The organism is Streptomyces sp. BR1 (assembly GCF_052373795.1).
In the GTDB taxonomy this organism is placed as follows: Bacteria; Actinomycetota; Actinomycetes; order Streptomycetales; family Streptomycetaceae; genus Streptomyces.
In genome coordinates this window covers 4,189,576-4,203,210 of the sequence record NZ_CM126252.1, presented here as the reverse complement: position 1 = coordinate 4,203,210, position 13,635 = coordinate 4,189,576, and the positions used below count along the sequence as shown (strand labels likewise).

At 70.5% G+C, this 13,635-nt stretch carries 11 protein-coding genes; 2 read left to right on the top strand and 9 right to left on the bottom strand.

What is annotated here, in order from left to right; translation table 11 throughout:
• Positions 1 to 14 precede the first annotated feature (14 nt).
• The 3 genes from ACT1U9_RS18380 to ACT1U9_RS18370 are packed head-to-tail and all read right to left on the bottom strand — an operon-like array spanning position 15 to position 2,612.
• Entirely contained in the window at positions 15 to 812 is a 798-nt protein-coding gene (locus ACT1U9_RS18380; protein WP_444539165.1) for an energy-coupling factor ABC transporter ATP-binding protein, read from the bottom strand.
• Positions 788 to 1,549 (bottom strand): cobalt ECF transporter T component CbiQ, encoded by a 762-nt coding sequence (gene cbiQ, locus ACT1U9_RS18375; RefSeq protein ID WP_444533810.1) that lies wholly within the window; start codon positions 1,547 to 1,549, stop codon positions 788 to 790. The genes ACT1U9_RS18380 and cbiQ overlap by 25 nt, the downstream gene beginning before the upstream one ends.
• Position 1,550: 1 nt before the next feature.
• Positions 1,551 to 2,612: an energy-coupling factor ABC transporter permease gene (locus ACT1U9_RS18370; RefSeq protein ID WP_444533809.1), complete on the bottom strand. Its 1,062-nt coding sequence runs from the start codon at positions 2,610 to 2,612 to the stop codon at positions 1,551 to 1,553.
• Between the two features lie 200 nt (positions 2,613 to 2,812).
• Here ACT1U9_RS18370 and ACT1U9_RS18365 point away from each other — a divergent pair, with 200 nt between their 5' ends.
• Entirely contained in the window at positions 2,813 to 3,163 is a 351-nt protein-coding gene (locus ACT1U9_RS18365) for an SsgA family sporulation/cell division regulator (protein ID WP_444533808.1), read from the top strand.
• Between the two features lie 112 nt (positions 3,164 to 3,275).
• On the opposite strand, the gene ACT1U9_RS18360 is transcribed toward ACT1U9_RS18365, so the two are convergent.
• Both ACT1U9_RS18360 and ACT1U9_RS18355 read right to left on the bottom strand, forming a co-directional pair.
• On the bottom strand, positions 3,276 to 5,498 hold the full coding sequence (locus tag ACT1U9_RS18360; RefSeq protein ID WP_444533807.1) for an MMPL family transporter: 2,223 nt from the start codon (positions 5,496 to 5,498) through the stop codon (positions 3,276 to 3,278).
• A 97-nt stretch (positions 5,499 to 5,595) separates the two neighbouring features.
• Complete coding sequence (locus ACT1U9_RS18355; RefSeq protein ID WP_444533806.1) at positions 5,596 to 6,171, bottom strand: TetR/AcrR family transcriptional regulator; 576 nt, start codon at positions 6,169 to 6,171, stop codon at positions 5,596 to 5,598.
• Between the two features lie 152 nt (positions 6,172 to 6,323).
• On the opposite strand from ACT1U9_RS18355, the gene ACT1U9_RS18350 reads away from it, so the two are divergent.
• A complete protein-coding gene (locus tag ACT1U9_RS18350; protein ID WP_444533805.1) occupies positions 6,324 to 9,611 on the top strand; it encodes a S41 family peptidase in 3,288 nt (1,095 codons plus the stop codon).
• Positions 9,612 to 9,773: 162 nt separating this feature from the next.
• On the opposite strand, the gene ACT1U9_RS18345 is transcribed toward ACT1U9_RS18350, so the two are convergent.
• From ACT1U9_RS18345 to ACT1U9_RS18330, 4 genes are all read right to left on the bottom strand, one after another.
• Entirely contained in the window at positions 9,774 to 9,959 is a 186-nt protein-coding gene (locus tag ACT1U9_RS18345; RefSeq protein WP_444533804.1) for a hypothetical protein, read from the bottom strand.
• Positions 9,960 to 10,040: 81 nt separating this feature from the next.
• Entirely contained in the window at positions 10,041 to 10,928 is an 888-nt protein-coding gene (locus ACT1U9_RS18340; RefSeq protein ID WP_444533803.1) for an SDR family oxidoreductase, read from the bottom strand.
• The gene (locus ACT1U9_RS18335) at positions 10,925 to 11,863 is read right to left on the bottom strand and encodes an alpha/beta fold hydrolase (protein ID WP_444533802.1); all 939 of its coding nucleotides are present in this window, start codon (positions 11,861 to 11,863) and stop codon (positions 10,925 to 10,927) included. Before ACT1U9_RS18335 ends, ACT1U9_RS18340 begins: the two co-directional genes overlap by 4 nt.
• Positions 11,860 to 13,431, bottom strand: coding sequence for a flavin-containing monooxygenase (locus tag ACT1U9_RS18330; RefSeq protein WP_444533801.1), 1,572 nt, complete (start codon positions 13,429 to 13,431; stop codon positions 11,860 to 11,862). The genes ACT1U9_RS18335 and ACT1U9_RS18330 overlap by 4 nt, the downstream gene beginning before the upstream one ends.
• Between the last annotated feature and the right edge of the window lie 204 nt (positions 13,432 to 13,635).

Here is a 13,635-nt window from a genome sequence, read left to right as displayed (position 1 = left end):
AGGGGCGCGAAGCGCTACGCCTTCGTAGACGCCGCCCGAGGGTCGAACCCGAACGGCAGCTCCAGCCGATGCGTCCGCATCAGCTCCTCGTCCGACAGAACATCCGCAGTCTTCCCGTCCACAGCAATCGCCCCACCACTGAGAATCACCGACCGAGGACACAGCTCCAGCGCATACGGCAGGTCATGCGTGACCATCAGGACAGTCACATCCAACGTCCGCAGAATGTCGGCCAGTTCACGCCGCGAGGCGGGGTCCAGGTTGGACGACGGCTCGTCCAGGACCAGGATCTCCGGCTCCATCGCGAGCACGGTCGCCACGGCGACGCGGCGGCGCTGGCCGAAGGAGAGGTGGTGCGGCGGCCGGTCGGCGAACTCCGCCATCCCGACCCGCTCCAGAGCCGTACGCACCCGCGCCTCCAGCTCCGCCCCCCGCATCCCCGACGCGGCCGGCCCGAACGCCACGTCCTCGCGGACCGTGGGCATGAAGAGCTGGTCGTCGGGGTCCTGGAAGACGATGCCGACCCGGCGCCGGATCTCGGCCAGGTTGCGCTTCTCGACCGGCAGACCGGCCACCTTCACCGTGCCCGCGCCGCCCGTGAGGATGCCGTTGAGGTGCAGGACGAGGGTGGTCTTGCCGGCGCCGTTCGGCCCGAGCAGCGCGACGCGCTCGCCGCGCGCGACCGTCAGATCGACGCCGAACAGCGCCTGGTGGCCGTCCGGATAGGCGAAGGCGAGCCCGCTGACTTCGAGCGAGGCGGGAGCGGAAGCAGTCGCGGAAGAGTTGTTCACAGGGTCCACCCCAACAGACAGACGACTAGAGCCGACGCGGGGAGCAACGCCGCGTAACGCCATTGCGCACCGGTCGCCGTCACATCGTCGATGACCGGTATCGAGCCCGCGTAACCGCGGCTGACCATGGCCAGATGCACCCGCTCGCCGCGTTCGTACGAGCGGATGAAGAGCGCGCCCGCCGACTTGGCCAGCACGCTCCAGGCCTTCACGCCCTTCGCCTCGAAGCCGCGCGAGCGGCGGGCGATGGACATACGGCGCATCTCGTCCGTGATGACATCGCCGTAGCGGATCATGAACGAGGCGATCTGGACGAGCAGGGACGGGAGCCGCAGGCGCTGCAGGCCGAGCAGCAGCGCCCGCAGGTCGGTCGTGGAGGCCAGGATCACCGAGGCCGCGACCCCGAGCGTGCCCTTGGCGAGCACGTTCCACGCGCCCCACAGACCGTTCTCGCTCAGGGACAGGCCGAGCACATGCACCTTGTCCCCGGGCACCACGAACGGCATCAGGACCGCGAACGCCACGAACGGGATCTCGATCAGGAGCCGCTTGAGCAGGAAGCCCGCCGGGATCCGGGCGGCCGTCGCGACGACGCCGAGCAGCACCGCGTACAGACCGAAGGCCCACATCGCCTCGCGCGGGGTCGAGACGACCACGATCACGAAGAGGAAGCTGGCCGCGATCTTGCAGTGCGGGGGCAGGTCGTGGACCGGTGAGGCGTCCTGCCGGTAGAGCTTGTGCGCGTGGCCCGCGCCCATGTCAGACCGTCTCCTTCTCGGGGATCGCGGTGGGGGTGGCGTCGGCGGCGGTGCCCTTGCGGCGGCGCACGACCCAGAAGATGCCGCTGCCGACGCCCACGGTCACCCCGACGCCGATCATGCCCGCGAGGCCCGTGGCCACCCGGTTGTTGCCGATGTCCTTGACCGAGTAGCCCGCCAGCGGCGAACCCTCGGAGGCGTGCTTCTTCGTCTTCACGTCGATGCCCTTGTCGTGGGCCACCTTCTCCAGGCCGTCGGGCGAGGCGGAGGCGTAGAAGGAGACGAATCCGGCCAGCAGCAGCGCGGCGAAGACGAACACCGCCCGCACCCGGCGAGTGGACCGCGCGGCGGCGGGTACGCGCTGGGGTGCGGGGGCGTCGATCAGTTCGCCGCCCACGCGGAGCTGCAGCGGGACGGTGAGCCCGCGCGCCCCGTGGACGAGGTCGGGCCGCACGGCGATGACCGCGCCCACGGTCAGCGCGGTGATCGCGGCCTCGCCGATGCCGATGAGGACGTGCACACCGACCATCGCGGTGAGCACCTTGGAGATCGGGACGTCGGTGGTGCCGCCCAGCGCGTAGATCGCGGTGAAGGTGAGGGCCGCGGCCGGTACGGAGACGAGCGCGGCGACGAAGGAGGCGACGGTGATCGAGCGCCGCTTGCGGGGCAGCACCTTGACCAGACCGCGGAAGACGGCGTACGCGACGACGGTCGTCGTGATCGCCATGTCGGAGATGTTGACGCCGAGCGCGGTCAGACCGCCGTCGGCGAAGAGGATCCCCTGCATCAGAAGGACGACCGAGACGCAGAGGACACCGGTGTACGGGCCGACGAGTATCGCCGCGAGCGCGCCGCCGAGCAGATGGCCGCTGGTGCCCGCCGCGACCGGGAAGTTGAGCATCTGGACGGCGAAGATGAACGCCGCCACCAGGCCCGCGAGCGGGGCCGTCTTCTCGTCGAGTTCCCGCCGCGCCCCGCGCAGGCTGACGGCGATCGCGCAGGCCGCGCCGACTCCGGCTACCGCGGAGACGGGGGCGTTGATGAATCCGTCCGGGACATGCATGGGTGGTCTCCGCAAGGGCCGGGTCGACGGGATCGGGGGGCTGAGCCGTTTGATGATAGTCGTGCACCTGCGAATGGCTCGCAAGAGCGTACGGATGACTAATAACAAGCGCTCGCCCGCCCGGCGCGCCCCCGAAAATATGCGACATTTAATGACAAAGAACATGAAAAGCTGCGCACAGCGAGCGTGAGGAGCGACCGATGTCCCCCGCCGTCGAGGAGCACGCCCGAGCGAGGATCGTCACGGACGCCCCGCACCACCGACCCGTCCCGGTCTCCCTGCGCTACGACCCGGCCGAGGACCCGCTGACCGTGCATTTCGAGTTCCCCGGCGGCAACGACTGGGTCTTCCCGCGCTCGCTCCTGGAGGCCGGTCTGCGCGGCCCGGCGCGCGGCGGCGACGTCGGCGTGTGGCCGTGCGGGCGGGCCCAGACCGTCCTGGAGTTCCATTCGGCGGACGGCGTCGCGGTGGTCCAGTTCGACAGCTCGCCACTGGTCCGCTTCCTGCGGCGTACGTACAGCGTGACGCCCGCATCCAGCGGCCGGGCGTAGGAGAGCGTACGTACGAAGAGAGCCGGCCCCCCACGCGTGATGCGTAGGGGGCCGGCTGGGCGACCCACGGTCCCGTCCCCACAGGCCGTGGGCGTCCAGGGGCGGCGTCGGGTCAGACGCGCGCCAGCTCGCGGTCCTCGTCGCCGTCGGACGCCTTCTCGGCGTGGGCCTTCAGGCCCTCGCCCTCGACGTCGACGTTCGGGAGCACCTTGTCGAGCCACTTCGGCAGCCACCAGGCCTTCGAGCCGAGCAGCGCGAGCACCGCCGGGACGATGGCCATACGCACCACGAACGCGTCGAAGAACACCGCGATCGCGAGGGCGAAGCCGATCATCTTGATCATCTGGTCGCTGGCCCCGATGAAGCCGGAGAAGACCGCGATCATGATCACCGCGGCGGCGGTGACCACCCGGGCGCCGTGCCTGAAGCCGGTCACGATCGCCTGGCCGGGACGCTCGCCGTGGACGAACGCCTCCCGCATGCGGGTGACGAGGAAGACCTCGTAGTCCATGGCCAGACCGAAGACCACACCGACCATGAAGATCGGCATCATCGACATGATCGGGCCCGGGTTCTCCACCCCGAACAGCCCGCCGAGCCAGCCCCACTGGAAGACCGCGACGACCGCGCCGAGGGCGGCGACCACCGAGAGCAGGAAGCCGAGGGCCGCCTTCAGCGGAACCAGGATCGAGCGGAAGACCACCATCAGGAGCAGGAACGCGAGGCCGACCACGAGCCCGAGGTAGGGCAGCAGCGCGTCGTTCATGCGCTGCGAGAAGTCGATGTTCATCGCGGTCGCGCCGGTGACCAGGACCTCGGCCTTGGTGTCGGACTTGATGCCGGTGCCCGCGTCACGGATCGAGTGGACCAGGTCCTCGGTGTCCGTGGAGGACGGCTTCGACTTCGGGATGACCGTGATGGTCGCGGTGTCGCCGTCCTTGTTGAGCGCGGGCGGCATGACCGCGGCCACGTCCGGCAGCTTCTTGATGGTGTCCGACGTCCTGTCGGCCGCCGCCTTGGCACCGCCGGACGCCTTGGCGCCGTCCACGACGATCATCAGCGGGCCGTTGAAGCCCGGGCCGAAGCCGTCGGAGAGGGTGTCGTAGGCACGGCGCTGGGTCGTCGAGGTCGGCTGCGAGCCGTCGTCCGGCAGACCCATCTCCAGCGAGGCGGCCGGGATGGCGATGGCGCCGAGCCCGAGCACACCGGCGAGCAGCACCCAGATGGGCTTGCGCAGCACGAAGCTGGACCAGCGGGTGCCCATGTTGGGCTTGGCCTCGCCGGCGGCCTCGACCGTGCCGGCCTCCATCTTCTTGCGGGTGCGGCGGCCGAAGACGCGCTTGCCCGCGAAGCCGAGCACCGCCGGGATCAGGGTGAGCGCGATCAGCACGGCGATCACGACCGTACCGGCCGCGGCCACGCCCATCTTGGTGAGCATCGGGATGTTGACGACCGCGAGGCCGCACAGCGCGATGACGACGGTCAGACCGGCGAAGACGACGGCGGAACCGGCGGTTCCGACAGCCCGGCCGATCGCTTCCTCGCGCTCGCGGCCCTCGCGGAGCTCGGCCCGGTAGCGCGAGACGATGAAGAGCGCGTAGTCGATGCCGACCGCGAGGCCGATCATCGAGGCCAGCGTCGAGGTGGTGTTGCCGAGGTCCAGGACGTTGGCGAGCGCGGTGATCGTGGAGACACCGATGCCGACACCGATGATGGCGGTGATCAGCGGAAGTCCGGCCGCGATCAGCGAGCCGAAGGTGATCATCAGGACGATGCCGGCGATCACCACACCGATGATCTCGCCGGAGCCCGTCTCGGGCTTGGCCTGGAGCGCGTCACCGCCGATCTCGACGGTGAGCCCGGCCTTCTGCGCGGCCTTGCCGGAGTCCTCAAGCGACTTCTTGTCGTGCTCTTCCAAGGCCATGCCGTTGACCTTGTACTTCACGGATATGTACGCGGTCGAACCGTCCTTGGAGACGGCGTTCGCCTTGTACGGGTCCGTGACGGAGGCGACCTGCTTGGACTCCTTGGGCAGATCGGCGACGACCTTGTCGACCTGGGCCTTCTCGGCCGCGTCGTTCATGGTCTTGCCGGAAGGGGCCTTGAAGACAATGCGGGCGGTGGCGCCGTCGGCGCTCCCCCCGGGGAAACGCTTCTCCAGCAGATCGAAGGCCTTCTGGGCCTCGGTGCCGGGCATCGAGAAGGAGCTGGCGGAAGGAGTGGAGGCGGACGCGGCGCCGAATCCGGCGAGGAACAGCAGCGCCACCCACACCAGGGCGACATAGCGGCGGCGCCTAAAGGCGAATCTGCCGAGTCGGTAGAGGAACGTGGCCACGAGGGCGTACTCCCGGTCGGTCGTTGGCTTACAGGGCGTGGATAACCAGCCCGACGACGAGAGCGGCGTACGTCAGGTGGGGCAGGTTTGTGGGGAGCTAGACGGGATCGCCGAGGGCGGGGAGAACCACGGCGTCGATGTAGTCGAAGAGGAAGGCCTTGTCGACAGGTCTGTCCTCGACGAGCTGCCGGGCCACGAAGGCGCCGACCAGCATATGGATCACAAAGGGAAGGGCCGGACAGTCCGCGCGGACCTCGCCGCGGTCCACCGCGCGCCGCAGCACCTGTTCGAGCCCGTTGATCTCCGGCTCGATCAGTACTTCGCGCAGCGCCTGGTGGAGGTCCTGGTTGTCATGGACGGCGCGCATCAGACCCCGCATCAGGGCGGAGTCCTTCTCCAGCTTGCAGTCGTCCTCAAGACCGACCAGCTCGTGGAAGTCGCGGCGCAGCGAGCCGGTGTCGATCTCATGGAGACTCACCGGCTTGTTGTGCCGCAGCGCCCGCGCGACGAGCTCCGGCTTGTTCCCCCACTGACGGTAGAGGGTGGCCTTGCTGGAGCGGGTACGGGCGGCGACGGCGTCCATCGTCAGGGCGTCGTAGCCGACCTCGCGCAGCAGGTCGAGTACGGCTTCGTACAGTTCTGCCTCGCGTTCGGCCGTGAGCCTGCTCGCCATTCTCGACCTCCCATCCGTGCGAAACGGTTTCGTACTCGTCCGAGGGTAGCCCTGTCGGCGAGCGAAACGAAATCGTTTCGCATGTGTCCTCCGCCACAAGTGTCAGGGGTTCATAAGTTGCCGCACCCCCGCCGCGCGGAAAGCATTGAGAAGTGAGCGACGCAACGGTGGACGACCAGCAGCAGGCGCCCGTGACCGAGGGCGCGTACCTCCGCTTCCCGCATCTGCACGACGACTTGCTCTGTTTCGCCGCCGAGGACGACCTGTGGGTCGCGCCCCTCGTCCCGGCCGGCCACAGCCCGTCCAGGGCCTGGCGGGTCACGGTCGACCGCACCAAGGTCAGCCACCCGCGCTTCTCCCCCGACGGCAGCCAGATCGCGTACACGACCTGGCGCAGCCTGGACCCCGAGATCCATCTCGCCCCGGTCGGCGGCGGCCCGGCCCGGCGGCTCACCTACTGGGGCTCCTCCGACGCCCGGGTCTGCGGCTGGACCCCCGACGGCCACATCCTGGCGGTCTCCTCGCACGGCCAGCCCTTCTCGTACTTCTCCTGGGCCTACAGCGTCCCCACCGACGGTTCCCCCGGCGGGCGGCTGCCCTGGGGGCCGGTCTCCGACATCGCGGTCGCCGACCTCGACGGCGAGCGCCGCACCCTGCTGCTCACCGGCAAACCCCCGCACGAGCCCGCCGCCTGGAAGCGGTACCGGGGCGGCGCGATGGGCCGGCTGTGGCTGCACGGGGAGCGGCTGCTGAAGGACATCGGCGGGCACATCGAGTCGGTGATGTTCGTGGCCGGGCGGATCGCGTTCCTCTGCGACCACGAGGGCGTCGGCAACCTCTACTCCTGTCTGCCCGACGGCTCCGACCTGCGCCGCCACACCGACCACGACGAGTACTACGCCCGGCACGCCTCCTCGGACGGGCGGCGGGTGGTCTACCAGTGCGCGGGCGACCTGTGGGTCGTCGACTCGCTCGCCCCCGACACGGTCCCGCGCCGCCTGGACGTCCGCCTGGGCGGTCCGCGCGCGGGCCGGCGCACCTACCAGGTGCCCGCCGCCAACCATGTGGACGCGCTCTCGGTGGACACCACGGGCCGGGCCAGCGCGGTCGTGGTGCGCGGCAGCCTGTACTGGCTCACCCACCGCGACGGCCCGGCCCGCACGATCACCGACACCGCGGGCGTACGGGTGCGGCTGCCCGAGATGCTGGGCACCGGCGGGCAGGTGGCGTATGTGACGGACGCGGACGGCGAGGACGCCGTCGAGATCGCGTACCTGCCCAGAGCCAGCGGCGACCGCGAGCCCAGACGGCTGGCCTCCGGGGAACTCGGCCATGTCCTGGAGCTGCTCTCCGACTCCGACGGCGAGCGCCTCGCCATCGCCTCGCACGACGGCCGTCTGCTGCTGATCGACGCGAGCGAGGAGTCCAACGGCGAGGTCACCGAGCTGATCCGCTCGATCAACGGCCCCGTCCGCGACCTGGCGTTCTCGCCCGACGGCCACTGGCTGACCTGGTCGCACCCGGGCATCGGCCGCTCGCTGCGCCAGATCAAGATGGCCCGGATCGCGGGTCCCGGCGCGCGCGTGATCGTGGACGTCACCAACGGCCGCTTCGAGGACGAGAACCCGGTCTTCACCCGCGACGGCCGCTATCTCGCCTTCCTCTCCTGGCGCGGCTTCGACCCGGTCTACGACGTCCACACCGGCGACCTCTCCTTCCCCCTCGGCTGCCGCCCGTATCTGGTCCCGCTCTCCTCGGCGACCCCGTCGCCCTTCGCGCTGCTGCCGGACGGACGCCCGGCGGCGGGCGGGCTCGACCCGCTCGACGAGAACGGCGACGGCACGGTCACCGTCGAAGTGGAGGGCCTGGAGAGCCGGGTGACGCCGTTCCCGGTCTCGGCCTCCAAGTACTCGGCGCTGTACCCGGTCTCCGGCGGCGGTCTGGTGTGGCTGCGCTGGCCGATCTCGGGCGCGCTCGGCGAGACCTTCGCCAACCCGGCCGACACCTCGGGGCGCCCGACCCTGGAGCACTTCGACATCACCAAGGCCCGCAAGACCGAACTCGTCGACCACCTCGACTGGTTCGCGGTCAGCGGCGACGGCAGCCGTCTGGTAGTCGTCGACGACGGCGATCTGCGGGCGGTGCCCGCCACCGAGTCCGGCGACACCGACTCCACGGTCTACCTGGACCTGCGCCGCATCCTGCACGAGGTCGACCCGCCCTCCGAGTGGCGCCAGGCGTACGACGAGGCGGGCCGCGTCATCCGCTCCTACTTCTGGGAGCCCGACATGTGCGGCATCGACTGGGACGCGGTCCTCGACCAGTACCGCCCGCTGGTCGAACGGGTCGCCTCCCCCGACGAGTTCGCGGACCTGCTGCGCGAGGTCCTGGGCGAACTGGGCACCTCGCACGCGTACGTGTCGGCCGCGCGGCGCAACGAAGGTCCGCCCCACTACCAGCGCCCGCAGGGCCTGTTGGGCGCCAACCTCGTCCCCCGGGACGACGGCTGGATGGTCCGCCGCATCCTGCCCGGCGACTCCTCCGACTCCAAGGCGCGCTCGCCGCTCGCGGGCACCGGCATCCGCGAGGGCGCGGTGCTCACGCATGTCGACGGCCGCCCGGTGGACCCGGTGACGGGACCGTATCCGCTCCTTGCGGGCGCGGGCGGTACGACGGTGGAGCTGACGTTCCAACCGGCGGAGGGCGAGGGCAGATCGAGACGGGTGGCGGTCGTGCCCTTGGTGGACGAACGCCCTCTCCGCTACCAGGACTGGGTGGCCAAACGCCGGGCGGTCGTACGGGAGTTGAGCGGCGAGAAGTGCGGCTATCTGCACATCCCGGACATGGGCGGGTCGGGCTGGGCCCAGTTCAACCGGGACCTGCGCCTGGAGATGTCCCGCCCGGCGCTGATCGTCGACGTACGCGGCAACGCGGGCGGGCACATCAGCGAGCTGGTGATCGAGAAACTGACCCGCAAGATCCTGGGCTGGGACCTCACCCGCAACGCCCAGCCGGTGTCGTACGCCTCGAACGCGCCGCGCGGGCCGGTCGTCGCGCTGGCCGACGAAGCGACGTCGTCGGACGGCGACATGATCACGGCGGCGTTCCGGCTGCTGCGGCTCGGGCTGGTGGTCGGGCAGCGGACCTGGGGCGGGGTGGTCGGTATGACCGGGCGCCATACGCTCGGCGACGGCACGGTGATCACTGTGCCGATGAACGCGGCGTGGTTCGACCAGTACCACTGGTCCATCGAGAACCACGGCGTCGAGCCGGACCTGGAGATCCTGCGCACGCCGCTGGACTGGGCGGAGGGGCGCCACGCTCAGCTGGACGACGCGGTGCAGCTGGCGCTGGATCTTTTGACCGGCGATCCGGCGGCGGTCCCCCCGGACTACACGAACACCCCGGACCGGCGCCGCCCGAAGCTGCCACCTCGCTAGACCGGGCCTCCCTCGCCGCTGCGCGGCGCGCCGCCCTCCCCTTTCACCTGCGGACCGTGCGTGGCTGGTCGCGCAATTCCCCGCGCTCCTATGGGGCGCACGCACAAAATGGCGCACCCCCGCGTACCGGGGTGCGCCACTTCGTGTCGCTGCGCGCGAGCGCTACACGTCGTAGTCCATGTCGAAACGGTCCTGGGCCTCCTGCTGCGCCCGCCGGGTCTCCTCCTGGTTCTTGCCCTGGGACTTCTCCTGGGCCTGCTGGGCCCGCTGCTGCGCCTCGCCCTTCTTGCCCTGCATCTTGCCCTTCGCCTGCTGCGCCTTGCCCTGCATCTCGTCCTTGATACCCATGAGGTGTACTCCCGTGAATGGGTGAGGGGGTTGGACCTCGACCAGCGTGGCACGCAGGGACACAGCACGCATTTCGGCTGATTACGGTCGGTGACGGACCACCCGTTCCTCTTCGTCGGCGGCTCCGCCGGCCCCCACGAGCCCCCGCCCGACCCCCGAGAGCCGGGGCTCGAAGCGCCGCATCTCGCGCTGCCCCACGGCCCCGATGACCGACGGCAGATACCCCCGCACCGACTGCATCCCCCGCAGCCACCACTGCGCGTACACATGCGAGGACCGCCGCTCGATGCCCGCCACGATGCGGTCGACGGCCGGGCCCAGCGGATACGTGCGGTTGGAGGGCCACGGCAGCCGCTGCCGCAGCTCGCGCATCACCTCGTCCTGGTCCGCGCCGCGCACCATGTCCGTGTCGGTCCAGGACAGATACCCGACCCCGACCCGTACGCCCTTGTAGCCCACCTCGGCCCGCAGGCTGTGCGCGAACGCCTCCACGCCCGACTTGGACGCGCAGTACGCCGTCATCATCGGCGCCGGAGTGATCGCGGCGAGCGAGGCGATCTGCAGGAAGTAGCCCCGGCTCTCCATCAGTACGGGCAGGAAGGCGCGGGCCGTCACCGCGCCGCCGATCAGATTGACCTCGATGACCCGCCGCCACGCCTCCGGGTCGGAGTCCACGAACGGCCCGCCCGACGCGACGCCCGCGTTGGCGACCACGATGTCGACCTTGCCGAACCGCTCCTTGACCTCGCCCGCGACCCGCGCCATCGCCTCGTGGTCGGTGACGTCCGCGAACCAGGACTCCGCCTCGGTGTGCAGCCGCGCGGCCACCCGCTTCAACTCGTCCGGCTCCAGGCCGACCAGCGCCACCTTGGCGCCGCGCGCCGACAGTTTGCGGGCGAGCAGCTCGCCGACTCCCCGGGCGGCGCCGGTGACGACCGCGACCTGTCCTTCAAGGCTCACCCTGCTCATACCGCGTCCTCCTCGACCGTCACGGTCACCGTCACATACGTACGAACCAGTTCACGGATGCGTTCCGTGACCACCTCCGGTGCCTCGACCGGAGTCATGTGCCCGACGCCGGTGAGCTCGGTGAGCCCCGCGCAGACGGGCAGCGCGGCCGCGAGCCGCCGGGCGTGCACGGGCGGGGTCAACCGGTCGGCCGTGCCCGCAACAACGGCCGCAGGCACCCTCAACTCCCGTACAAGATCGTCCAGTTCGAGCTCGCTCAGGACCTGCGACCAGGCGTACCGGGGCCTGCGGTCGCAGCCGTGCACGATCCTGGCGCACGCCTCTATACGGTCCGGTGCGGCGCCCGGGCCCATCGTCGCGTAACGAAGGACCTTCTTCCCTATGGGCGTGACCGGGCCGAGCGGGGCCTTCGAGCCGAGGACGGCGCGGGTGAGGCGGGTGCGGACGCGCCCCGCCCGCAGCGGCACCACCAGCGACTCGGCCACCAGCCGTGAACTGCCCGTACTGCACAGCAGCACCGCCGCCGCGTGCTCGCGAAGCCCTGGCCGCCGGGCGGCCGCCATCAGCGTCATGCCGCCCATGGAGTGCCCCGCGAGCACGGCCTTCTCGCCCGGCGCGAGCGTAGCGGCGAGCACCGCCTCCAGGTCGTCGGCGAGCGCCCCGGTGGAACAGACGGCGTGCGCGGGCGTACGTCCGTGACCGCGCTGGTCGTACGCGATCACCCTGTGCTCCCCCGCCAGCGCGCGGATCTGCGCGGCCCAGAAGGCGGTCGAGCAGGCCCACCCGTGCGCGAGGACGACGGCCGGCGCACCCTCGGGCCCGTGCACCTCGACGTGCAGCCGGGCGCCGTCGACGGAGACGGCGGTGAGCGTACGGGCGGGGGCGGGCGGGGCGTAGGGGCCGGTGGTGACGTGGGGTGTACGGACGGGGCTCATGAGGCCACCGCCTCGGGGGTGTTGGGCTTCCGGCGGGGTGTACGGGACTTGGCGGGCGCGGGCTTGTCCTGGGACTCGGCGGCCCTGGCCCGGATCACCTCGTACTCCCCGAGATCGACCGCACGGGTCTCCTTGCGGAACTCTCCGGTCGTGCCGGGCCAGATGGTGGTGTTGCGGCCGCTGGGGTCCAGGTACCAGCTGGTGCAGCCGCCGGTGTTCCACACGGTCCGCTTCATCCGTTCCTGGACGCGCCGGTTCCAGACGCCGACGGCGGAGGGCCGGGCGCCGAGGGCGACGCGCCCGCCGAGGACGTCGAGTTGCCGCAGGTAGTCGGCCATGTAGTTGAGCTGCGACTCGATCATCAGGATCATGGAGGAGTTCCCGAGCCCGGTGTTGGGCCCGATGATCGTCATCCAGTTGGGGAACCCGGCGGCGGTGGCGCCGCGCAGCGACTCCATGCCGCCCTTCCACGCCTCGGCGAGCGTGTGCCCGTCGGCGCCGACGACGCGGTCGGCGATCGGCATGTCGGTGACATGGAACCCGGTGCCGAAGACGATCGCGTCGACCTCGGTCTCGGTCCCGTCGGCGGCGACGAGGGTGGACCCGCGCACTTCAGCGAGCCCGGAGGCGACCAGATCGACATTGGGTTTGGCGAGCGTCGGGTAGTACTCGCTCGACAGCAGGATCCGCTTGCAGCCGATGCGGTAGTCGGGGGTCAGCTTGGCGCGCAGGGCCGGGTCCTTGATGGCCCGGGCCATGTTCCGCTTGGCCAGCGACTCGACGAGCCCCAGCTCATTGGGCCGCTTGGTGAACGCGCTGACCTGCAACTCCCGTATCCCCCACAGCAGTCCACGCCGCGCGGCCCCGGTGAACGGCAGCTGCCGGTGCAGCCACCGCTCGGGCGCGCTGATGGCCCGGTCGACGCGCGGCATGACCCAGGGCGGGGTGCGCTGGAAGAGCGTGAGCGTACGGACCTGGGGCTGGATCGCAGGCACGATCTGAATGGCGGACGCCCCGGTCCCGATCATGGCGACGCGCTTGCCGCGCAGGTCGTAGTCGTGGTCCCAGCGGGCGGAGTGGAAGACCTTGCCGGGAAAGGTGTCGAGCCCGGGGATGTCAGGGATCTTGGGATCGGAGAGCGGCCCGGTGGCCGACACAACAACATCGGCGGTGATGGTGACCCCATTGGCGGCCTCGATGACCCACCAAAGCTGCTCACTGTCCCACCGCATCATCGTGACCTCATGCCCGAGGCGCAGATGGGGCCGCAGCCGGAAGGTGTCGGCGACGTGCTCCAGATAGGCCCGGATGTGCCGCTGCCCCGAGAAGGTACGCGGCCAGTCCGGGTTGGGCGCGAAGGAGAACGAGTACAGATGCGACGGCACGTCACAGGCGCACCCGGGGTAACTGTTGTCCCGCCAGGTCCCACCCACGGAGTCGGCCCGCTCAAGGACCACGAAGTCGGTGATCCCCTCCCGCCGCAACCGCACGGCAGCCCCGAGCCCCCCGAACCCGGATCCGATCACCGCGACGCGAACGTGCTCGTGGTCGCGCTCGTGCTGGACCATGCCACCGCCTCCATGCCGTTTGTCCGTGCGTAGCGACTCTGCCAGTAATCACTGGCACAATGGGGAGAGTAGAGCAGCGGCATACCGAGCGGTAGGGGTCAGCCGGGGAAAGTTACCGGCGGTACAACATAGGCTGGCGGGTGTGACAGACGGAGGAGCAGGCGTGGGGGACGATGGCTCCGCCACGGGCGGCGCGGCACCGGA